General features: G+C 43.8%; 19 protein-coding genes. 9 read left to right on the top strand and 10 right to left on the bottom strand.

Features of this window, described 5'->3' with window-relative positions; translation table 11 throughout:
* Positions 1 to 14: 14 nt before the first annotated feature.
* Together C6347_RS12825 and arr are read left to right on the top strand one after the other, a co-directional pair.
* Positions 15 to 1,436, top strand: a complete 1,422-nt coding sequence (locus tag C6347_RS12825; RefSeq protein WP_060595442.1) for a glycoside hydrolase family 1 protein — start codon at positions 15 to 17, stop codon at positions 1,434 to 1,436.
* A 471-nt stretch (positions 1,437 to 1,907) separates the two neighbouring features.
* Entirely contained in the window at positions 1,908 to 2,324 is a 417-nt protein-coding gene (gene arr / locus C6347_RS12835) for an NAD(+)--rifampin ADP-ribosyltransferase (RefSeq protein WP_034664337.1), read from the top strand.
* A gap of 63 nt (positions 2,325 to 2,387) precedes the next feature.
* Here the strand turns inward: arr and C6347_RS12840 are convergent, their stop codons facing one another.
* The 6 genes from C6347_RS12840 to C6347_RS12865 are packed head-to-tail and all read right to left on the bottom strand — an operon-like array spanning position 2,388 to position 9,940.
* Positions 2,388 to 4,307: a BglG family transcription antiterminator gene (locus tag C6347_RS12840; RefSeq protein ID WP_060595444.1), complete on the bottom strand. Its 1,920-nt coding sequence runs from the start codon at positions 4,305 to 4,307 to the stop codon at positions 2,388 to 2,390.
* Entirely contained in the window at positions 4,304 to 5,188 is an 885-nt protein-coding gene (locus tag C6347_RS12845) for an ROK family protein (protein ID WP_060595445.1), read from the bottom strand. The genes C6347_RS12840 and C6347_RS12845 overlap by 4 nt, the downstream gene beginning before the upstream one ends.
* Positions 5,189 to 5,245: 57 nt before the next feature.
* The gene (mngB, locus tag C6347_RS12850) at positions 5,246 to 7,909 is read right to left on the bottom strand and encodes a mannosylglycerate hydrolase (protein ID WP_060595446.1); all 2,664 of its coding nucleotides are present in this window, start codon (positions 7,907 to 7,909) and stop codon (positions 5,246 to 5,248) included.
* A 28-nt stretch (positions 7,910 to 7,937) separates the two neighbouring features.
* The gene (locus C6347_RS12855; protein ID WP_034664325.1) at positions 7,938 to 9,056 is read right to left on the bottom strand and encodes a PTS fructose transporter subunit IIC; all 1,119 of its coding nucleotides are present in this window, start codon (positions 9,054 to 9,056) and stop codon (positions 7,938 to 7,940) included.
* A gap of 36 nt (positions 9,057 to 9,092) precedes the next feature.
* Positions 9,093 to 9,422 carry a PTS fructose transporter subunit IIB gene (locus C6347_RS12860; protein WP_007498438.1) on the bottom strand — a complete coding sequence of 110 codons (330 nt, stop codon included), beginning with the start codon at positions 9,420 to 9,422 and terminating at the stop codon, positions 9,093 to 9,095.
* Positions 9,419 to 9,940, bottom strand: coding sequence for a PTS sugar transporter subunit IIA (locus C6347_RS12865; protein WP_223250468.1), 522 nt, complete (start codon positions 9,938 to 9,940; stop codon positions 9,419 to 9,421). Before C6347_RS12865 ends, C6347_RS12860 begins: the two co-directional genes overlap by 4 nt.
* A gap of 179 nt (positions 9,941 to 10,119) precedes the next feature.
* Here C6347_RS12865 and C6347_RS12870 point away from each other — a divergent pair, with 179 nt between their 5' ends.
* Both C6347_RS12870 and C6347_RS12875 read left to right on the top strand, forming a co-directional pair.
* Positions 10,120 to 12,789 (top strand): S8 family peptidase, encoded by a 2,670-nt coding sequence (locus C6347_RS12870; RefSeq protein WP_106071720.1) that lies wholly within the window; start codon positions 10,120 to 10,122, stop codon positions 12,787 to 12,789.
* Between the two features lie 106 nt (positions 12,790 to 12,895).
* Positions 12,896 to 13,378: an Ig-like domain-containing protein gene (locus tag C6347_RS12875; protein ID WP_106071721.1), complete on the top strand. Its 483-nt coding sequence runs from the start codon at positions 12,896 to 12,898 to the stop codon at positions 13,376 to 13,378.
* Positions 13,379 to 13,722: 344 nt separating this feature from the next.
* On the opposite strand, the gene C6347_RS12880 is transcribed toward C6347_RS12875, so the two are convergent.
* The 3 genes from C6347_RS12880 to mmuM form a co-directional block, all read right to left on the bottom strand.
* Positions 13,723 to 14,343, bottom strand: a complete 621-nt coding sequence (locus C6347_RS12880; RefSeq protein ID WP_034664315.1) for a hypothetical protein — start codon at positions 14,341 to 14,343, stop codon at positions 13,723 to 13,725.
* Positions 14,344 to 14,466: 123 nt separating this feature from the next.
* A complete protein-coding gene (gene mmuP, locus C6347_RS12885; RefSeq protein ID WP_060595450.1) occupies positions 14,467 to 15,870 on the bottom strand; it encodes an S-methylmethionine permease in 1,404 nt (467 codons plus the stop codon).
* Between the two features lie 46 nt (positions 15,871 to 15,916).
* Positions 15,917 to 16,855 (bottom strand): homocysteine S-methyltransferase, encoded by a 939-nt coding sequence (gene mmuM, locus C6347_RS12890; protein ID WP_106037050.1) that lies wholly within the window; start codon positions 16,853 to 16,855, stop codon positions 15,917 to 15,919.
* 335 nt (positions 16,856 to 17,190) lie between these two features.
* On the opposite strand from mmuM, the gene C6347_RS12895 reads away from it, so the two are divergent.
* From C6347_RS12895 to C6347_RS19260, 4 genes are all read left to right on the top strand, one after another.
* Positions 17,191 to 18,021: a YitT family protein gene (locus C6347_RS12895; RefSeq protein ID WP_066031792.1), complete on the top strand. Its 831-nt coding sequence runs from the start codon at positions 17,191 to 17,193 to the stop codon at positions 18,019 to 18,021.
* 97 nt (positions 18,022 to 18,118) lie between these two features.
* Positions 18,119 to 18,436: a PadR family transcriptional regulator gene (locus C6347_RS12900; protein ID WP_034664309.1), complete on the top strand. Its 318-nt coding sequence runs from the start codon at positions 18,119 to 18,121 to the stop codon at positions 18,434 to 18,436.
* Positions 18,429 to 19,016, top strand: coding sequence for a DUF1700 domain-containing protein (locus C6347_RS12905; protein ID WP_106037051.1), 588 nt, complete (start codon positions 18,429 to 18,431; stop codon positions 19,014 to 19,016). Before C6347_RS12900 ends, C6347_RS12905 begins: the two co-directional genes overlap by 8 nt.
* The gene (locus C6347_RS19260; protein WP_181185465.1) at positions 19,013 to 19,183 is read left to right on the top strand and encodes a hypothetical protein; all 171 of its coding nucleotides are present in this window, start codon (positions 19,013 to 19,015) and stop codon (positions 19,181 to 19,183) included. Before C6347_RS12905 ends, C6347_RS19260 begins: the two co-directional genes overlap by 4 nt.
* Before the next feature lie 13 nt (positions 19,184 to 19,196).
* On the opposite strand, the gene C6347_RS12910 is transcribed toward C6347_RS19260, so the two are convergent.
* Positions 19,197 to 20,414: a multidrug effflux MFS transporter gene (locus C6347_RS12910; protein ID WP_106037052.1), complete on the bottom strand. Its 1,218-nt coding sequence runs from the start codon at positions 20,412 to 20,414 to the stop codon at positions 19,197 to 19,199.
* Positions 20,415 to 20,628: 214 nt separating this feature from the next.
* Here C6347_RS12910 and C6347_RS12915 point away from each other — a divergent pair, with 214 nt between their 5' ends.
* A complete protein-coding gene (locus C6347_RS12915) occupies positions 20,629 to 21,177 on the top strand; it encodes a GNAT family N-acetyltransferase (protein ID WP_066031383.1) in 549 nt (182 codons plus the stop codon).
* The last annotated feature ends 19 nt before the right edge of the window (positions 21,178 to 21,196 follow it).

Consider the following 21,196-nt stretch of genomic DNA (forward strand, 5'->3'; position numbering starts at 1 on the left):
AGGAGGAAGAAATTATGAGATATTCAACACTAGCACCATTTCCAAAGGACTTTTTCTGGGGCGGATCTACTTCCGCCTATCAAGTAGAAGGTGCGTGGAACGAGGATGGCAAGGGGCCTTCTGTCATTGATATGAGAGCAAGTTACCCTGAAGGGACAACGGATTTTAAAGTCGCAAGCGATCACTATCACCGCTATAAAGAGGATGTGAAGATGTTTGCAGAAATGGGTTTAAAGGCTTATCGCTTCTCTATTGCATGGACACGGATCATTCCAGATGGAGATGGGGAGATCAATCAAAAGGGGATTGAATTCTATCATTCTCTCATCGATGAATTGCGCCGCTATGACATTGAACCAATCGTGACAATGTATCATTTTGATCTGCCTCATGCGCTTCAAGTAAAAGGCGGTTGGTCAAATCGTGCGACAGTAGATGCGTTTGAACGTTATGCAGAGGTTCTCTTTAAGGAATATGGCCAGAAGGTAAACTATTGGCTGACCATTAATGAACAAAACATGATGATCTTACATGGATCGGCGCTCGGTACACTTGATCCAAATTTAGAAAATCCAAAAAAAGAACTGTATCAGCAGAACCACCATATGCTCGTAGCTCAGGCGAAAGCCATGACGCTTTGTCATCGTTTGCTGCCTGAAGCGAAAATTGGACCAGCACCAAATATTGCGCTCATTTATCCGGCATCTCCAAAGCCTGAGGATGTGCTTGCTGCGGCGAATTACAATGCGATCCGCAACTGGCTGTATCTTGATATGGCAGTCTTCGGCCGTTATAACAACCTTGCTTGGGCATACATGAAAGAAAAAGACATTCTTCCTGTTATTGAAGAGGGAGATATGGATATTTTGAAAAGTGCGAAGCCAGACTTCATTGCCTTTAACTACTACACATCTCAAACGGTTGAAGCGAGTAAAGGAGATGGCAACGATGAATTTGCACGCGGCGGAGATCAGCATTTAAAATCTGGTGAAGATGGCGTATACAAAGGCGGCAACAACCCGTTCTTAAGTAAAAATGCGTTTGGCTGGGAGATTGATCCTGTCGGCTTCCGTTCAACGATGCGCGAGATTTATGACCGTTATCAGCTGCCCCTTATTATCACGGAAAACGGATTGGGTGCTTTCGACAAATTAGAAGAAGATGGATCGATTCAAGATGATTATCGAATTGACTATTTAGAAAAGCATATCGAACAAATCAAATGGGCGATCACAGACGGAGTCGATGTCTTCGGATACTGCCCGTGGTCTGCAATCGATCTAATCAGCACACACCAAGGATGCTCCAAGCGCTACGGATTCATCTACGTCAACCGCGACGAATTTGACCTAAAAGACCTCAAACGAATTCGTAAAAAGAGCTCTTATTGGTACGAAACCTTGATTCAGCAAAATGGAGAGAACATCGGGGAGTAACAGATAAAAAAGCCAATCACCTTATGCGGGTGGCTGGCTTTTTTTCTTCATTCACTCTAATTAGCAAGATCATATTGTTCGAGTTGTTCTAAAATGATAGTCTAATTATATATTGTAAAATTTGGTTTAATATCCATTATAAGAGAGGGTCTGTTTATATGATGACGATTCTTTTTCTGTTTTTCTTATTGTTTTTCATTTTTTATGCTTTGAATTATATAGGTCAGAAATTAATTGCGAAGGAATACCCAATGAACCATGGTGTGATTGTGACTCTATCAGCTGTGGAAGGTATTCTTGTTTTTGTACTTGTTGGTGTTAATGAGAAGTTTCCATTTTTTTAGATCCAATCACATCTTGCTCTCTACTATTATTATACCGCGAATACAATCTCATTTACAGACTGTTTTCCGCCCAAATCAGGTCGTATACTGTTATACGCAAGTCAAAAACGATAAGGGGTGCGGCTGTATGAATGACAATGAGCAGGTTTTAGATCCTGGCCCATTTTTTCATGGGACGAAAGCAGAATTGAAGATTGGAGATCTGCTTGAACCGCTGTATTTATCCAATTTTCAGGATAAAAAATCAAACCATATCTATTTCACTGGAACATTAAATGCGGCCAAATGGGGTGCTGAGTTAGCAAGGTCTGATGCGAAAGAGAGAATATATCTTGTAGAACCGTTAGGCGAATTTGAAAATGATCCGAATTTGACTGACAAAAAATTTCCCGGCAATCCAACACGTTCTTATCGATCGAAATCCCCTTTGAAAATTGTCGCAGAATTAGGTTCATGGGAAAGACATTCTGATGAAGAAATTGAACATATGCTGAGCTCTTTGAAGAAATTAAGCGAAGAAGGGAAAAATGTCATATACGATTGATGATCCATATTCTAAATAACACGAAGGCCGCCTCATCAACAACTGGGCGGCCTTTGTTCTATTTTATTGAAACAATGCATCCATCAACTCATCAAATGTTTTTGCTTGCTTCAGGAAGTGAATGCGGTCTGGATTGTCCAGTAAATCGACGGCCTGTTCAAAGAATTGATTCATACAGACTGCGTCATCCTTATGAATGGCTAATAAAAAGACAAGTGATACTTGGTCTCCCTGCCAGTCAATTGGCTGTTTTAAGTGTGCGATGGCTACGCAGGAGGTGCCTTCATTTGTGATGAGCGGGTGAGGCATAGCCATTCCTCTGCCAAGATAGGTAGACGACATTTGCTCCCGCTCAAGCACCGAGGACCGAAAAGAAGGCGATACTAGCTGATGCTTCTCTAAACGGCTGCATAGTGTGTCTAATACCTCCTCCTTGCTGGATAGGTCAGCATTCAATAAGGTCAATCGTTCTTGAAAAAATGCCATCAGCTCTTTAGAGGGAGTCCCATGTCCATTTAATAAATGAATGATCTCATTTACCCGCTGTACATCATGATGTTCAAAAAAAGCGCTGACCTGAATCACGGGTTTTCCCTTTGATGCGAGTGGGACGGTTGTAATGATGACATCACAGGGCAGGGTGGTGCTCATTAGATAATCCTGATAGGAATACAGCTCGACGATTTCCAGTTCGTGCTGAAAGGCTGCCTTCAATTTAATTTCAAGCAGTCTTGCCGTCCCTAGTCCAGACCCGCACACGATAATGGCTTTCTTTTTTTGCGAGGTATCGAGCTGACTTCTTTCAAATGAAGCAGCGATATGCAGAGCAACATATGCCGCCTCGTCTTCATTTGGCGTCCGTACCAGCTGTAAGGCATTCAGTCCGCTGACAGCCAAATCAAACGGGTAAGGATAGGACGCTTTGATCTCATGCAAAAGCGGATTTTGTAAGGATACGCCATATTGGATTCGATTTAATAATGGCTTCATATGAAGCATCAAGTCTTGCTGCAGGATGTTGTCATCTGCAAAGCGGTGGCCGCTTGTTTTCTCAATGTGCTGTAGAAAGACCGCAACCGCCTGCTGAACTTCCACTGTCGTCTGATGCTGGGCGGCTTCTTTCCACGTTTGATTCGCCAAAAGATGCATCACTAAGTAATCTGTTTCATCCTCTGATAAGATGACGTGAAAGGTGTCACTTACCTGCTGTATGATCTTTTGGGCAATTCTCATTAAGACTTGCGATCTTTGTGTACGAGTGGTGCTGGCGGATATCCGCTGGTTTTTTCGTGTCTGCTGAATCGCAATCGCTAAGTGAATGACTAAGTTTTTTAAGGCAATGTCTTTAATGAGCAATGACTCTTGATGCAGGTTCGTCAAGACAATAGATCGAATGGTTTCAAGAGAAATATCAGGAAAATGGAGCTGCTCCCGCTCGGTGATATGAGAAAGTGCAGGCTCTTCCTCAAGGAGTAAGTCTGCATAGCATGTTCTTTTTTGCAACTCGTCTCCCTCAATCTTTAAGCCAAAACCAGGCTTTGACACAAGGGTCATGCCGTAACGGGCTAACAGCTCTCGTCCTTTTTTTAAATCACTGCTGACCGTCATGCGGCTGATAAACAGTTCTTCAGCCAGCTGGTCAATTTTTAAGTAATCCGGTTGAAGCAATAGCTTTCTCATCATAAATCGTACACGCTCTTCTGGCATGACGGGGACGAGAGAGCGGGCAGGAAGCTTCTGTTGATGAAGCCAAAGCAGGAAGGCGTCTTGGTCACTTGTTAATAGGGTGTATCCCTTTCCGCGGATCGTTTTAATCTTGGCTCCAGCTTCCTTTAATTGCTCATTTGCTTCTTTGATTAAATTGCGGATGGAGCGGTCAGATAACCGAAAAGAGGCAGTGAGCTCCTCCAGCTTCACGAACCCCTTCGTTTCAAATAGCCGCTGAATCAGCTGATAGGTTCGAGGATCTGCCGTCATCATCATTGCGCGGCTCCTTGCGCCTGTAAGGCATCAGTACCAAGAGCGATTGCGCCCATTAAACCCGATAATCCATCAAAGGATGGCTTGGTGATAATTTCATTTAAAGGCTTTGGCAGCTGCAAATACCCGTGAAGCCGCTTTTCTGTTTCATCAAGAATGAGCGGCAGCATAGCGGGCTGTTTCATCACACCTCCGCCGAGAATGATGCGCTCTGGTGAAAGAGTGAGTAATAAATTGGCGGTCATCTGCCCGAGATAGTAGGCATGAAGTGACCAGGCAGGATGCTCCTCTGGCAGCATTTGCGCCAGTGTATGATAGCGTCCTTCTATGGCAGGTCCAGATGCCAGTCCCTCTAAACAGTCGTGATGTATTGGGCAGCAGCCTCCGTAGGAATCATGAGGATGCCGCTGAACGGTGATATGACCCATTTCTGGATGCAACAATCCGTGAATGAGGCGGTGTTCAATATAGGCACCGCCGCCTATTCCTGTTCCAACTGTGATGTAAACCAAAGAAGCAGGCTTTTGTGCTTCGACCGAAAAGCGGGCTTCTCCGAGTGCAGCACAGTTCACATCGGTATCAAGCTTCATCGGGAGCCCAAGGGCTTGTTTTAAGGTTAAGAGGAAAGGGAATTGGCGCCAGGCTGTTTTTGGTGTATCTAAAATCGTCCCATAGCTTGGGCTTTGTTCTTTTACATCGACAGGCCCGAATGCCCCAATGCCAATGGCATCGACAGGATGCTTTGTAAAGTAATCGATCACTTGCCGGCATGTTTCAATTGGGTTTCCTGTTGCAAAGGAAGTCATGTGTTCAATCGTTCCGTCTGTTGTTCCGTAGCCGCAGACAAATTTTGTTCCGCCTGCTTCAATGCCTCCAATTCGCATGATCAATGCCCTCCATTAAAGAGGGGCGGAATCCAAATGGACCCCGCCCCTACATGTTCATTTTTTCTTTACAATGTAGGTTTGTACCTGACAAGGTGTGAGCGGTTCAATGTGTAATGATCCATGTTGTGCTTTGAGTATATGTCCTTCAGGTGTTTCGCCTAAATTCGCTGTTTCTCCGTGTTGTAGAGATGAACTATTGATTGAAGCGGCTGTTTGACGCGTTAAATATGGATTGAAGAGACGGATGACAATGCCTGTTCCATGCTCTTCTTTTTTTAGAGCGCTTAGAATGGCTCCGTCTGTCTCAATGTCAAGCAGGCTATAAGTAGATTGTAAGTCTTCTTTTTCATCTCGGAAAGAGAAAATTAAACGACCGTTTAAAAAGTCTGCCCGTTCGTAGCATTGAACTGGGGTGGTATACCGCTTAGCAAGCTGCGCTAAGTGCCCCTCGCTGACAGCGTCCTTGCTATAGTGCATGCCAAATGAGAACGACAGTGCACCTTGCAGCTGAGCGTCAGGTGTCTCAACAATTTTTTCCCCAGATGCGCGGCCTGGACGGTAAAGAAGATTTTCTTTCCCCATTTTTCCGAAACAGCGGAAGAGCGTATACGCAATCGTTGTGCAGTCTTCTCCTGTGATCTGGTATTCTCTCACACAGTCGGTCAATAGAGCGACACCATATGCTTCATCACGAAGTGCAGTAAAGGATTGCATCGGTTCAATGGTGATCGGTTTTTCTTCCCAATGCTCATTGCTCCACCATTCAAGCTCTTGCGTGAGCTCTGTTGGGCGTTCGATGGTTCCAAACTGCTGATCGCTCAGTGATACCTTTGATGCGATGCCTGTATCAAAGAGGACACGCAGACGATGGTCTAACGCATGATTGTCGACATCGACATGAAAACGGATGACAGGCTCATCTTTGTTTAATGCCACCTTCGCTGTGATCGGGAGTGAAGTCGTGACCGATTGCTGAGAGCGCTCTTCTAAGTCATATGGGACAGTGAGAGTAAGCTGGATGGTGAGCTCTTCCTGCAGGCCGCTTTTAGACACTGTGATGTCTGCTGAAGAAAGATCCTTGGATGACACATACAGATCTTCGCGCGGCGGGGAATAGTTGTAGGAATCTCCATCGTCTCCATTGTCTTCAAAGATCATTTGCTCAGAGAATGTCAGGCCTGTTTGTTTATCTGTGATGTCCAGCGATCCGTTGTCATTTGCCGCTATGCGGTAATACGTATTTTCAATCGCGCGTCCTTCTGTTTGTTCCCATACAGATTCGCTCGATTCATCGAAAACCATGCTGACTTGTGTATAACCAACGGACGGTAAGCTGGCGGCTTCAATCAGCAGAATGGCTTTCCATACTTGTTTTGGCATGTACACATCTTTACTTGGGTTAAGAGAAATTTGCTGTGCCAGCACATAATCTGTGACATCGGTTTTGCTTTTCACTGTGTAGTGAAGCGTTCTTCCGTTTGCATCCTTTAGTGTAAATGGACGTTCCGTGATAAAGGTTTCGACCTCAATGACTTCAGAACGCTTTGAAGGCAGTGTATTAAATAACGTGAATGTGATTTCTTGCTCAGTTTGCAGTCGAATAGCAATGAGACGCATGTGTAAGTCCACAAGATTCTCGGCGATTTCCTTTGCCTGCTTGTAGCGGAAGAAGACATCTTGATTCGTCGTGTCGCTATTGCAGCCGCCAATGCTGTCATGCGCTGCATTTTCAAACATGAGGTACCAAATATCACGAACCGTATCATGCGGATAGTCGTGTCCGAGTGAATAGCTGATCGTTAGGATAGGCTCCATCACATTGACGAGATAGTTTTCAATTTGATTGTTTAAGATTTTTAAATCAGCTCGTGTTGAAAAAATAGATTTGTGAATCCGCATATGCTTCGCATGAATGAGCTCTCCTTCTAATGTTTCAAAAGACGTCCGCTCTTTTTTCACTGCTGCAATGTAATCTTCTAAACTGCTGATTTGATAGTGGTGCTCGTCAAGTTCATTGGCTTTTTCCAATAAGTCAGGCAGGTTTTTGCGGATCGGTGCCTGGTCAAAGCCATTTGGGAAATAGACATTCTTTGTGGTTGCTTTTGCTTGCAGCGCACCAATTTTTTCAGATAAAAAGGCTTGTAAGTCCTCATCCTTTTCAGGAATATTTCCACCATAGTAGTAGCCAAATGGCAGGTTCACAGCAAAGACTTCACTGCCGTCAGCACCTTGCCAATTGAATTCAGTGTGATTCGTCATATGGTCTGAAACACCGCGCCAAAAAGCTGTATCCACAATGCCGAATCCACGGTAAATTTGAGGCATTTGCGCGGATTGACCGAAGGAATCAGGGACATAGCCGACTTTCATCACATGACCGAACTGCTGACAGCGTTCAATCCCATATTGCAGGTTCCGTACAATCGATTCACCTGAAATGACGAGCTGGTCGGTTTGGGTATACCATGGGCCGATGATGAGACGTTTGGCTGTGACGAGCTTTTTGATTCTATTCTCATCCTCAGGGCGCCATTTCAAGTAATCATCCAATAAGGATGCCTGTGCATCGAGCATGAAGTAATGGAACCTTTCATCTGTTTCAAGGGTGTCTAAAATGTCCATTACGCTTTTCATTAAGTAGATACGGGATCGGGAGGTGGTGAAATACCATTCCCGGTCCCAGTGAGTATGTGGAATCACATGTACATTGACAGTCATTGATCAACGACACCTTTCTATGTTCAAATTATCCTTCTAGCACAAGGTCAAAATCGTCTTCTTCTTTCTGCTTCTGGTCATGTTCTGGCGTTTTTGGCTCTTTTTTCTCAGAGAAATTCACAAGCAGGTTGGCGCCAATACCGATGACGAGTGCGCCAGTGAGGGCTCCGATTAAATAGGCCCACCAGTTTCCGACTGAGAAGAAGCCGTATAGCCCGCCAATTGGCGGCATGATGTCATGAACACCTAATAATGCAGCGACCCCGCTTCCAGCAGCACACGCGACAACATTGAGCGGAATTAATTTCAAAGGATTGACAAGGGTAAAAGGAATCGCCCCTTCCGTAATACCGATAATGCCCATCACAAGCCCGCCTCGTCCGGCTTCTCTAAAGGTTGGAGAGAAGTTGCGTTTTCGAATCAATGTCGCAAGCCCGTATCCAAGCGGCGGAATGACAATCGCAATATTGACGAGGATGGCAGGGAGGTAGACGCCTGATAGGAAGAGTGCATTACCTGCCATCCAAGCGGATTTATTCACCGGTCCGCCAAGGTCGAAGCCAATCATCGCACCTAGAATCAGAGCGAGTGCAAGTGTGCTTGTGCCGTCAGCGACCATACCTTTGATCCATTCAATTAATGCCGTGTTCAAAGCGCCTAATGGTCCGCCCAGCAGAACGGACATGAGAAGCCCGGTTAAGCCAACGGTTATAAGCGGTAAGATGAGCAGAGGAACGAGTCCGGCTGCGGAGCCTTGAATTTGAATTTTTCGTTTCACAAAAAGAGCGACATATCCTGCGAAGAAGCCTGCAATGACGGCACCGATAAATCCAGCATTCGTTGAGCTGGCAAGGGCACCACCGATGAAGCCGGCCGCAAGACCTGATTTATCCGCAATCGAATAGGCGATAAATCCAGCGAGCAGGACGTTCATTAAGCCAATGCCTGTCCAGCCAACCTGCTCCATTAAATAGGCGCCGTGTAAAATGCCGCCAGCATCCTTATAGGCGTTTAAATCTGAAACACCAAATCCTAATCCGACTAGTTTTGCTAAACCAACGATAAGGGAGGCGCCGATGATCACAGGAAGAATATAAGAAATACCGGTCATGAGATGGCCTTCAATGACTTTTAATTTTGCTTTCATTTTGCTTTGCTCCTTTCTATATGGCATTGCTCACGTTTATTGAGATTCAGATTTTTTCTTTTCAACAAGTGCTACGGCTTTTGTGATGATTTGCTCGGCATTTTTTAAGGCGCGTCCAATCTCGACACGTACTGTGGGAATGCCTGAGAAACGTTCCGCATCGTTGATATGCTGATTTGAGGCAATGATACAAAGGTCTGCCTGTTTTGCTTCCTCTGCTGTAATGCCATTTACCTGTCCCATAATCCCTTGCTGCTCGATTTTGATCTCGTGACCGAGCTGTTTACCCGCATTTTCTAACGCCTTTGCTGCCATTGGTGTATGAGCTAACCCTGCTGGACATGAAGTGACACCGACAATTTTCATTGTGTAATCCCCTCTTTCAATTGTTGTTCAATGACTTCGTAATAATAGTCAGCGGTTTGACCTGGTTGTATCTTTTCGATGAAAGCCGGTTCCATGAGGCTTGTCGCAATCCCTGACAGTAATTTCAAGTGTGTGACATTTGCTTCTTCTAATGGAACGAGCAGTGTAAATAAATAGCTTGTGGGCAAATCGTCGAAGCTTCCCCATTCAATCGGTTGTTCTAACTCTAAAAATAGAAGTGAAGCCGTTTGTACAGCGGAGCTTTTTGTATGAGGAATGGCGAAGCCTTGCTGAAGTCCTGTTGAGACTTCGTCTTCGCGTGTCAACAAATCGGATAATAACCCCGCCTGATCGTTTGTAATCTGAAGGTCTTCAGCTTTCTCGGCAATGTATTGTAAAATCTCATTCTTTGATCGTCCGTTTACTTGTGTGAAAACATGATCTTTTTGGAACAAGCTGATCCCTTCTCTCTTGTTTGTTAAGCGCTTACAAGTTGATTGTAATGTACTTTTCGGCATGGTTAAATAGCATCATTTTCCGTTTGAAATGGCAAAAAGTTTATGAAGCTATCTGTCATACTTTCTGGATATCTCAAATCCTAGCTTAAAACGAGTTTAATTATGTAAAAAACAGATTCTACTAAATGCATTTCTGTGATATTCTTCCAAGGTATTACAAAAGATAAGGGGGTCTTTTCATGTTCAAAAAGCAGGTCAAATCCTGTGTGATCGTACTCATGGCCATCATTCTCTGTATGGCGGCATTACCTGGATATGAGGCAGCAGCTGCCAGTAAAGGAACAACTGTCAATGAAGCCATTGGGTTAAAAAATGGTGAAGTGATTTCAGGTACATTACAGAATGAAAAGGAAGAGTCATGGTACCAAATCACGCCATCTGCACAAGAGGTGGCAAAACATACGCATATGAAAATTTCTGTAAAAAGTAAACAAGTGTTGTCCGTATCGGTCTATCCAAGCAAGGACAGAGCGATGAAGGATGACACTTATTCCAGATATCGTGTGGACACTGCAAGTGGAGAGACAGAGATCGACTTCCCGCATGCATGGTCAGGTCCTTATTTTGTCAAAGTGCTCTATTTAGGGTCGGAGGAAGACAGCCGTGATGAGGAAGAGGATGCGGCCTATACAATTGGGTATAAAGGAGCTAACCTTCCGCCTTCTGAACCCGTTTTCCCTGAAGACGATGAGCCTGACATCATTATTATTGAGAAAAAGTACGGGCGCGAAATTCTCCAATCGATGCGTACAATTGAAGATAAACGTTTTAATGAAACACCAAATGGTCAGAAGCTGAGTCGCCTGCTCCAAAAGACAAAGCCATTTCTCAAATTGAAGCTCATCAAACAAAAAAATGAGCAGCAAAAGGTATACAATCATCTGCTGACATTAAAGTCACTGCTAAATGACGTAGAGAAAAATGGTGCATTTAGCGGTCATATCGTGACAGAGAAAGAACAACAGGCGATCCGTTCCCTTTTTGATATGCTCAAAGGAGCAAGTCCTGCCTATTTAAAGAAGGAATTAGAAGCAGTGAGTCAAAATATTGGAATCGATCAGCTTGAAGGAAAATCGATCGGTTATGTATTAGAGAAGCAAAAGCTTGTAAAAGAAGAGAAAGTGAAGACGAATAAGATCATTTTTAAATTAAAGGATGGCCAAACGCTTCAATCTGCGAAAAAGAAGATGAAAAGCTATGGAATCCAAGAAAACCGCGTGACATCGCAGTCAGTAAGTCCTTTGTTTAAAGGAATGTATGTCTATGATGTACCAGCAGGGCAAGAATCAGCTGGGAAGACACTAAAAGCAGGCAAAGCTGTGATCAAAAGCACTGCAAGAAAGCTGTCCAGTATGCCGAATGTTGAATTTGCGGAGCCTGTTCAAACGTATCGTGCACTTAGCAATGACGTGCAGTATGGTTACCAGTGGCCACTGAAAAACAGTGCGCAAAACAGCGGGAAAAAAGGCGCTGATGTGAAGTTTGAACAAATGAATACACTGATTGGCACAAGCAAGATGAAGCAAACATTGATTGCAGTTGTGGATACAGGTGTAGACAGTCGTTTGACTGATTTAAGCGGGACTGTTCGTACGGACTTAGGTGCGAATCTCATTGGACGAAACAAAGATGCGATTGATGACAATGGACACGGTACGCATGTTGCCGGCATCATTGCCGCAAAAGCCGATAATCATTACTCCATGGCAGGTCTCAATCAACATACGGGCATCATTCCGGTGAAGGTGCTGGATGCCTATGGCTTTGGAGATACAGAGCATATTGCACTTGGAATCAAGCATGCAGTGGATAAAGGTGCAAAGGTCATCAACATGAGCCTTGGCGGCTACTACAGCAGGGTGATTGAATACGCAATGAACTACGCGGCTCAAAGAAATGTACTAGTGGTCGTGGCGAGTGGAAATGATGGCGTTCCAGAAATGGGCTATCCTGCGACATCAAAGTACGCAATGGCCATTGGCGCAAGCAACCGTATGGATATTGCCGCTGAATTCTCAAGCTATGGTAAAGGACTGAGCATGTCTGCACCAGGATCTGATATTCCAAGCTTAATGCCAGATGGGAATGTCTCATATCTGAGCGGGACATCAATGGCGACACCATATGTGGCAGCAGCAGCAGGATTACTGCTTTCTAAAAATCCATCCTTGAAGCCAAATCAAGTAAGGAATATCTTGCAAAGCACAGCAGATAAGATCTCCTTTACATCTGTTGATGGAAAAGATGACGTTTTCTATGATGAAAACGATGAGCCAATTGTCGATCCGAAAATTCCAGGTATTGATTGGATGACAGGACATGGCAGACTGAATGCATTTGCTGCTTTAAGTGCTGTCGAACTGAATGCATCTGTAAGCAAAGTGGAGGATCAGCATCAAAAGGTGACAGGTAAAGCAAAGGCAGGCGCTGCTATTTCTGTGTATAGAGGCAAAACCCTGCTTGGAAAAGGCACAGCAGGCAAAAATGGAACTTTTAGTGTGAAGATCAAGCATCAGAACAAAAACAAAGTCCTTCACATTAAGATTTCAAAAGAAAAGGCCGCTACAACGCTCAAAACAGTCGTCAAAAAAGGCAAAGCACCAGCTAAGCCGAAAGTGGGCAAAGTAACGGTCAAAAGTAAAACGGTCAAAGGGACTGCGGGTGCAGGATTGACCATTAAAGTGAAAAACAAATCAAAGAAAGTCATCAAAACGGTGAAAACGAATAACAAGGGCGCATTTACTGCCCAAATAAAACCGCAAAAAGCCAAAACAGTCTTGTATGTGACCGCTTCTGATGTGAGAAAAAGAGAAAGCAAAGCGGTGAAGGTTGTTGTTGTGAAAAAGTAAGAGAAGAACTTCCCTTTCTAAAAAAGGGAAGTTCTTTTGTTTGTTACTGGAAAAATACCAATTAATGTCGATAGTAATATAGTAGGAAAAAAAGGAGGATTTATCGATGAAAAAAATCATGTTTGCTTTCTTTCTATCTTTACTTCTCGTATTCCCAACATTTGCACATGCAGAGGAAACAGGAGCAGTACCAGCATCTGTACAAGTAACTAGTGTTACAGCAGCAGACGGAGGTATGGTTAATTACGGTTCTGGCAGTAAATATCGCGTGGGTTCTTATTATCCAGCTACGTTTAAAGGAACACTAAAAGATGCAAGTGGAAATCTCATGCCCAATCAGCCGATCCAGCTTTATTTTGAAGCAGCAATCAAATCATATGCTCAAACAGCGACAGGCACAACAGACGTAAATGGACAATTTTCACTGACTTTTCAAGTTCCTGCAGGTGCAGGCTACCAAACATACAATAATGCAGGCTGGTCTACACATTACTACGATATCGTTCCAGTGACGTTCACTTCAAACGACATCAAGCTATCTTCAAATGTCACAAGTGTATACCATTTGGCATATACATCACGTTACTAATCTGCTGGAAGAGGCGACTTGGCGAAAGCCCTGTCGTTTTTTTCATAGAAAAAAGGATGTCATCATTTGACATCCTTTTCTTTTTGTTAGCAAACCTGCTGGGCGGCAACCGAAAGAGTCGATAAACAAACACTCATGAGCCGTGACTCCCAGATTTGATCGAGCGTTTACCTTTTAATTCTGAGCTTTGATGGATAAGAACTTTCACACTTGAACGTTGATCCTTGAACCTTCAGCTTTGAGCTTTTATCAAGGATCATCCAGAGATGATCAGATGAGGAGGGAATGACCTTTCCCTCGGAGGTGTTTAGTTCTATCGATTTTCGGCTCACTAACAAAATCAATTAATCGATCTGTATTTTCGTCAGTGTATTGCTTTCAGACAAGGAAAAATCAACTTCCATTTGAAAATCCTCAATTTCGTTCGAAAGCTTTTCAATCTTCACTCGAAGACGAAGCGGATCGATGATCGTTGCCTCATTTTCAGCTAGGAACGACTTGACGATCTCTTGGTTGGCAGCCGCTTGTGTTTTTCCGTCTTTTCCAAACAAGGTTTCTAAATGCTGGTCGAGTCTCTTTTTCACATCTTCATTGGTTTGTTCTGCTTTGTCTACTAGTTCTGTGTACACCTTTTTTAATTTCCGTAAATAACGAATATCGTATTCAATGGACGTCTTCCGTTCAATCGCTTCTGCCACCGTCATGCTGACACCCGCTACATCAATTGTTGTGGTCGCATTCGACACAACAATGGCTGATTTGATGGCATTCCGGCGTTTGATTAATGCTTGAATCGATTGGTCATCAGCCTTCGCCTTTTTTTCGATTTCTTCTTGATTTTGAAACCCGTGCTGTATATGTTTCCCGATCATCAATCCACCAAGTACGGCTTCATCAACGGTTCGGTTGATTCTCTTATCTAACATTTTCAGTTCACTTAATGCTCTTGTAATGGTCATTTCCATATTAGTGACAACTCCCTTGGTTCATCCTGAAAATCATAGATTCCTATCATATACCAGAGTGTGTTTCTTTTGCTAGCGATATCCTTTTTTGTCAAGTTGTTTATACTTTAAAAAAACCTGGTGCTATACACCAGGTTCTTCTCGTTTTTTCTGAATCCAAGCTGTCACATAATAGGCAGCATAGCAGAGCGCGATGAAAGGAATGCCGCAGATGAGGGCAATCCGCTGATTTGGATCAAAGGCAATACCGATGACAGATGCAAAACACAGGAGGAAGGCAGCAATTGGAACCACTGGATAGAGCGGGGTTCGAAAGGAAAGATCATGGAGCTGTCCGCCTTCCTGTAAAAAACGTTTCCGAAACATCAACTGTGAGGCAGCAATCCCCATCCACACGATTACAACGGCCAGTCCAGAGATCGAAACAAGGACAAGGTATACCGTTTCGGGTGCGATGACACTTGATAACAAAGAAAGAATACCGCCGATCATACTTAAAATCAGTGCATTCAAAGGAATTCCTTTTGATGTCAGCTTTGCAAGTTTCTTAGGCAGTGTCCGTTCCTCAGAAAGTGACCAGAGCATACGGGATGACGCGTATAGTCCAGAGTTTGCAGCAGATAAGATCGCTGTCAAAATGACAAAATTCATGAAATCTGCGGCATATGGAATCCCGATTCGATCAAACACCACAACAAATGGACTTTTGATCACCCCGGCTTCTTCCACTGGGATCAAGCCGGCTAAGACCACGATCGTTCCAACGAAAAACAGGACAAGACGCAGTACGGTTGTGCGAATCGCTCTTGGAATGGTCTCGTCAGGATTGACGCTTTCACCCGCAGCAATTCCAATTAACTCCGTACCTGAAAAAGCGAAATTGACGGCCAGCATCGTCATTAAAATTGGTAAAAAGCCGTTTGGGAAAAGTCCGCCTTCTCCAGTGAAGTTAGAAAAGAACGGAGCGGCCTCACCGCCCTTTAATGGAATCAAGCCAAACATCGCAGCTCCGCCAAGGATAATAAAGAGAATAATAGCCATTACTTTAATGCTGGAAAACCAAAATTCCGATTCTGCAAAGAACTTAACTGTAAAAGCATTGAGTAAAAAGATGAGAAGAGCAAAAACGCCGCTCCACATCCAAACCGATGTGTCTGGGAACCAGCGCTGCATTAAAAGGCCTGCCGCTGTAAATTCCGAACCGAGTGCCACTGTCCATGTCAGCCAGTAGAGCCAAGCGACTGTATAGCCTGTGCCGGGTCCAATGTATTTTGTTGCATACGTATGAAAGGCCCCTGTAACCGGCATTGCGACAGATAGCTCGCCTAAACAGAGCATCACGAGGTACACAATTAATGCCCCGACAAGATAGGCAAGAATCGTTCCTGCGGGTCCTGCCTGATTGATGGTATACCCAGAGCTTAAAAAGAGCCCTGTTCCAATAACGCCGCCTAGAGAAAGCATGAACAGGTGGCGGCTCGTCATTTTTCGTTGATATTGTTGTGACTGATCTTTTGCTTGTTCCATGTCTTCCCGCCCTTTTGCTTAGAAGTATGTGTGATGATTCGTGGTGCTATGATGTGGTTTGTTTTAAGATGTCCGTGATATCTTCTGGGGTCGTCCGGCAGCAGCCGCCGATGATATGCGCGCCGTCTTTGTACCATTGATGCGCACATTCACCAAATGTATGCTGAGATGTATCCCCGCTCCATACCTTTTCTTCAGGATCATATAATTCTCCTGAGTTTGGATACACGACAATCGGCTTGCTCGTCCCCTTTTTCATCTCTTGAATGAGAGAAGAGATAAATTGCGGCGGCGTACAGTTTACACCAACAGCAGCGATCTGTTCATATGGTTCCAGTACTTGTACACATTCTCTGAGCAAATCACCTTCACTAATATGAAGGTCATCCTTCGCGCTGAAAGTAATCCAAGCACATACACCACTGAATTCATCTTGCAGCAGCTTTGCGATAGCCGTTGCTTCAATCAGACAAGGGATCGTTTCACATGCAAGAATGTCTGCACCAGCTTCTACTAATGCCTGAATTCTTGGTCTGTGAAAATCAATAAGTGCCTGCTCCGTGAGTCCGTAATTTCCCTTATATTCTGAACCATCAGACAAATAAGCGCCGAATGGCCCCACAGATCCTGCGACAAATGGTTTTGTCCGCCCTTTACGACGCGCTTCATCCTGCCAAAAAAGATCGCGTGCCTCTTTTGCTAAAGTGACAGATCGTTTCATTAGTTCAATGGCTTCTTCTTTTGTATAGCCTTTTTCAGCGAAGCCATCAATCGTTGTTTGGTAGCTCGCTGTTGTGGCACAGTCAGCTCCGGCTTGGAAGTAATCCAAGTGTACTTGCTGAATCAATTCTGGCTGTTCAATGAGTATTTTGGCTGACCATAAACGATCGTTTAAATCGCAGCCCTTTCGTTCAAGCTCCGTTGCAAGTGCACCGTCTAAAACCAAAGGTGCGTGAGGCTGTAAACGGCTTTGAATAGGATTCATCGGAATCGAACACCCTCCTTTTTAGTTGGAAATGATGGATATGATATGAGGCAGTAGTTTAAATGACTAAAGTGTTTTTGTCAAGGAGAGGAAAAAGCATGATATCGCGGAAAAACCTTGAAAACATGCGGGTTCCGGTGCATAAACATGCAGTCAAAATAATAGAAAACCAAGTCATTGACAGCCTCTAAAAAGAGATATATATTATGGAAAGGTTCATTTCAGAAAGCTTCATCAAAAGGCGCTGTCTTTTGATTTTTATTTTGTCCAACGACTGTCTTCTTTCGTGCAGAAAGAGGGTTTTTTATATGCTTAGAAAAGGAGGAAAGAAGAAATTGAAAAAATGTGTAAAAGATTTGGCTATGATTCTGATTGGTTCTTTTTTATTTGCTGCAGCAGTGAACATGTTTGTCATTCCACTTGAATTTGGTGAAGGCGGTGTAACGGGGCTGTCCATCATTTTCTATTATTTGTTTGAAATTGCACCATGGCTGACGAACCTGGTGTTTAATTCCATCCTGCTGCTTGTGGGGTATAAATATTTGGACAAGAAGACGACGATTTATACTGTGGTTGCCGTCGCAAGTAACTCCCTATTTTTACACCTGACCACAACATGGGTCGTGAATGTACATGAATTGATCATTGGAGCGATTTTCGCAGGAATTATCATCGGTATTGGAATTGGTCTTGTGCTAAGAGCAGGCGGTACAACGGCGGGTTCTGCCATACTCGGAAGAATTGCCAACAAGTATTTAGACTGGAACGTGAGCTATGCCATCTTGTTCTTTGATCTGATCGTCGTATTTGCTTCCTACTTTATTATTGGTGCGGAAAAATTAATGTTCACCATTGTGATGCTGTACGTGGCAACAAAGGTGATGGACTTCGTGATAGAAGGGCTTAACACGAAAAAGGCAGTAACGATTATTTCTTCATGCAAAGATGATATTGCTGAAGAAATCAATCACACTTTGGATCGAGGCGTGACGATTTTAAACGGACGCGGTCATTATTCAAAGGAATCGAAGGAGATTCTCTACGCAGTCATTCAAAAGCAAGAGCTCATGCGCCTAAAGAAAATCATCAAGAAAATTGATCGAGACGCATTCGTTGTTGTCCATGACGTGCGTGATGTGTTCGGAGAAGGATTTGTGAATATATAAACCTGAAAAGACCTTAACCGGGTCTTTTTTTATGCTCTATACCTCTTGTCACATCATACTATGTATTGTATAGTATAAATGGTTAGGAGTTGTAATCATGAATGCACAATTAAAAAAAGGTTTGCTGGAATTCTGTGTACTGGCGGTATTAAAGAAAGGCGATTCCTATGGTTATCAAATTATTAAAGATATGTCCCATTGTATTGAGATTTCAGAATCGACATTATATCCGATATTAAAGCGGTTAGAGCAAAACAACTATGTGGAGACCTATTCCCAGGAACATAACAGTCGATTAAGAAAGTACTACCGAATGACAAATAGCGGCCGTGAGCATATGGCGCAGTTTTTAGCGGAATGGGATCAAGTAATGGCGATTTACGACTTTATTTCTGGAGGACAGGGCAATGAATAAAAAAGAATTTTTAGCCAGCTTAGAGAAGCACCTGCATCGTCTAGGCGAAAAAGAAAGTGATCGGTTCATCGAATATTACGATGAAATGATCGAGGATTATCAGGAAGATGGCTACAGCGAACAGGAAGCTGTTCATCAAGTGGGTCAGCCTTCAATCATCGCTGAGGGGATTATGAAGGAACAAGGAATCAAAACTGCTCAGGTGCCGACGTTCGGAGAAAAAGCTACAAGGCTTTCCATTCTCATTTTGGGCTTTCCGTTATGGGGAAGTATTTTAGCAACGGTCTTTCTGCTGATTCTTTCTGTCTATATGGTGGTTTGGTGCGTTCCGCTCGTCACAGGTGCATTGACGCTCACTGGTCTGCTCGGAGGTTTTTGGAGCATCATTGGTTCTCCATTTATTTTTCAGGACGGTTTGCATGTGGTGGTGACGCAGGTTGGAGTGGGTATTCTTCTATTAGGTGTCGGATTATTATGCGGCATAGCCACGGTGTATTTGACAAAGCTATTTGTTCAAATGACTGTTCAAACCACTAAGGCATTCATGGGAATGTTTAAAAAGAAGGTCGTGAGAATATGAATGTGAATGATTTAAAAAAGCAATGCATCAAATGGGGGATCATCTTCACCGTTGTCGGAGGAATGATCATGGCAATTGGTTTTGGACTATCAGGCTTTGACCTAGATGCATATCACAACAATGACCAGAACAATGTGTTCCGCACTATCAATTGGAACAAGCCATAAATGAAAGACCCGCTTATGCGGGTCTTTTTTTCGCTCGAACCACAAAGAAGAAATAACAGCAAAATGCACCTAGTTCACAAAGCATAATGATCAGGCCCATTGGAAAGGCTGTTTGGCTTCCCGCTAGTCCGACAAGAGGTGTCATGCATGCGCCTAGCAGCATTTGTGCCACCCCGATGAGGGCAGCTGCACTTCCTGCATGCGCTCCATGATGCTGCATCGCAAGAGACGGCGCGGACGTACCGACAATTCCGACGCTTGAGACAACAAAAAACAATGGAATGAGAATGCCATACAATCCTGCATCAATGGAGATCATCAAAAATAAGGTGACGCCGCCTAAGGCAGCTGTCAGCAATCCAATGCGAAGAACTTTCTCTTCGCCGATTTTTACAGCGACACGGGCAAATACTTGTCCAGCCATGATGATGCCAAGACTGTTCACTGCAAAGGCAGCACTAAATCCTTGTGGAGAAAGGTGGAAAAGATCCTGGAGCACAAACGGTGAGCCAGAAATATAGGCAAACATCGCTGCGAATACAAGACCCTGCGAGAGGGCATACCCAACAAAGAGACGATCACTCGCTAAAATTTTCATGGCACCAACAATCTGTTGAAAGCCCCCAGTCTGTCTGCGCTCCACAGGTAAACTTTCTTGTAGTGAAAAAATGGATCTCAGCAGCATCAATGCCCCGAGAATTCCTAGTAGAACAAATACACCCTGCCATGTTGTAAAGCGTAAAATCTGTCCGCCCACAATAGGTGCCGCTGCCGGAGCAACCCCGTTGACCAACATCAGCAGTGCAAAGAATTTCGTCATTTCTGATCCTTCATAATGATCTCGCACAATGGCTCGTGCAATGACAATGCCAGCTGAACCAGCGAGCCCTTGAATCAATCTTAAGAGGATGAACATCCAAATCGATGTGACTACCGTACATAAAAGTGATGAGGCTATAAAAATGATTAAGCCGATCATCAGCGGTTTTCTTCTGCCGATCGTATCACTAATAGGACCTGCAATCAGCTGTCCAAGCGCCAGTCCAATAAGACAAGCCATAAGACTTAATTGGGACAAAGCCGTGCTTGCTTCAAAATCACGCGCAATATTAGGCAAAGCAGGTAAATACATATCCATTGCAAGCGGTGCAAGGGCTGTTAAAGACCCAAGCAATGCAGCAAGGAGAAATCGATTTTTTTTCGATTCTTGGGGATAAGATAAAGAACTCATATGATTACTACACTCCTCGTATACTTCCTCAAAACAGCATAATGAATCAAGCGTTCCTTTTCAATAGAAATTTTCAAAGATGGATTCCGTGCAAAATGATTGATCTTTCGAATGAGACTCTTTACATTGAATGAGTAGAGAAAAGAACAAGGTCATCGACATGCAGTATTTGCATGATACGTATATCTAGCAATAAACAACAGGAGGTGCTGACATGAAGCAGCAAGAGCTGATCATTCGTCAAGCAGTCAAAGAAGATCATGAAGCGATCAGGCATGTACTAATCAAATCCTATTCACAGTATGAGCCTCAATTTACAGAGGAAGGCTGGCAAAATTATTCTGCTGCGCTTGCAGCAGCTGTAGATAATCCGAACATGGAGCTGATGCTTGTGGCGGAGCTTGAAGGCAAGGTCGTGGGGACGCTTCAAATGTTTCGGTCATCAGAGCAAGCGTATGACAAACCCGAAATGGGCATTACATCAGCCATCGTCCGGTTTTTAGGAGTAGATCCCGATGTTAGGGGAAAAGGAATTGCAGAGTCATTGTTACGTAAAAGTATTGAACTTACGCAATCATGGGGCGAAAATGTCCTGTATCTTCATACATCTGATAAAATGCAGGCTGCCATTCGTCTATATGAAAGAATGGGCTTTGAGCGTGCACTAGATAAAGAATTTGTGAATCAAAATGGGACGCATGTCAAGAGCTATCAATATGTTATCCAGAAAGAACAGCCGGCAGGTTCATCACATCACTCGTAATAAAAGGAAGAGCAAGTCC

Origin of the sequence: Bacillus sp. NMTD17 (genome assembly GCF_002998735.1) — a bacterium.
Taxonomy (GTDB): Bacteria; Bacillota; Bacilli; order Bacillales; family Bacillaceae; genus Bacillus.

What these genes read in the sequence shown, in the direction of transcription:
- C6347_RS12825 (WP_060595442.1), top strand. Translation starts at nt 15, where the DNA reads ATGAGATATTCAACACTAGCACCATTTCCAAAGGACTTTTTCTGGGGC.
- arr (WP_034664337.1), top strand. Translation starts at nt 1,908, where the DNA reads ATGAATGACAATGAGCAGGTTTTAGATCCTGGCCCATTTTTTCATGGG.
- C6347_RS12840 (WP_060595444.1), bottom strand. Translation starts at nt 4,307, where the DNA reads ATGATGATGACGGCAGATCCTCGAACCTATCAGCTGATTCAGCGGCTA.
- C6347_RS12845 (WP_060595445.1), bottom strand. Translation starts at nt 5,188, where the DNA reads ATGCGAATTGGAGGCATTGAAGCAGGCGGAACAAAATTTGTCTGCGGC.
- mngB (WP_060595446.1), bottom strand. Translation starts at nt 7,909, where the DNA reads ATGACTGTCAATGTACATGTGATTCCACATACTCACTGGGACCGGGAA.
- C6347_RS12855 (WP_034664325.1), bottom strand. Translation starts at nt 9,056, where the DNA reads ATGAAAGCAAAATTAAAAGTCATTGAAGGCCATCTCATGACCGGTATT.
- C6347_RS12860 (WP_007498438.1), bottom strand. Translation starts at nt 9,422, where the DNA reads ATGAAAATTGTCGGTGTCACTTCATGTCCAGCAGGGTTAGCTCATACA.
- C6347_RS12865 (WP_223250468.1), bottom strand. Translation starts at nt 9,940, where the DNA reads ATGCCGAAAAGTACATTACAATCAACTTGTAAGCGCTTAACAAACAAG.
- C6347_RS12870 (WP_106071720.1), top strand. Translation starts at nt 10,120, where the DNA reads ATGTTCAAAAAGCAGGTCAAATCCTGTGTGATCGTACTCATGGCCATC.
- C6347_RS12875 (WP_106071721.1), top strand. Translation starts at nt 12,896, where the DNA reads ATGAAAAAAATCATGTTTGCTTTCTTTCTATCTTTACTTCTCGTATTC.
- C6347_RS12880 (WP_034664315.1), bottom strand. Translation starts at nt 14,343, where the DNA reads ATGGAAATGACCATTACAAGAGCATTAAGTGAACTGAAAATGTTAGAT.
- mmuP (WP_060595450.1), bottom strand. Translation starts at nt 15,870, where the DNA reads ATGGAACAAGCAAAAGATCAGTCACAACAATATCAACGAAAAATGACG.
- mmuM (WP_106037050.1), bottom strand. Translation starts at nt 16,855, where the DNA reads ATGAATCCTATTCAAAGCCGTTTACAGCCTCACGCACCTTTGGTTTTA.
- C6347_RS12900 (WP_034664309.1), top strand. Translation starts at nt 18,119, where the DNA reads ATGAATGCACAATTAAAAAAAGGTTTGCTGGAATTCTGTGTACTGGCG.
- C6347_RS12905 (WP_106037051.1), top strand. Translation starts at nt 18,429, where the DNA reads ATGAATAAAAAAGAATTTTTAGCCAGCTTAGAGAAGCACCTGCATCGT.
- C6347_RS19260 (WP_181185465.1), top strand. Translation starts at nt 19,013, where the DNA reads ATGAATGTGAATGATTTAAAAAAGCAATGCATCAAATGGGGGATCATC.
- C6347_RS12910 (WP_106037052.1), bottom strand. Translation starts at nt 20,414, where the DNA reads ATGAGTTCTTTATCTTATCCCCAAGAATCGAAAAAAAATCGATTTCTC.
- C6347_RS12915 (WP_066031383.1), top strand. Translation starts at nt 20,629, where the DNA reads ATGAAGCAGCAAGAGCTGATCATTCGTCAAGCAGTCAAAGAAGATCAT.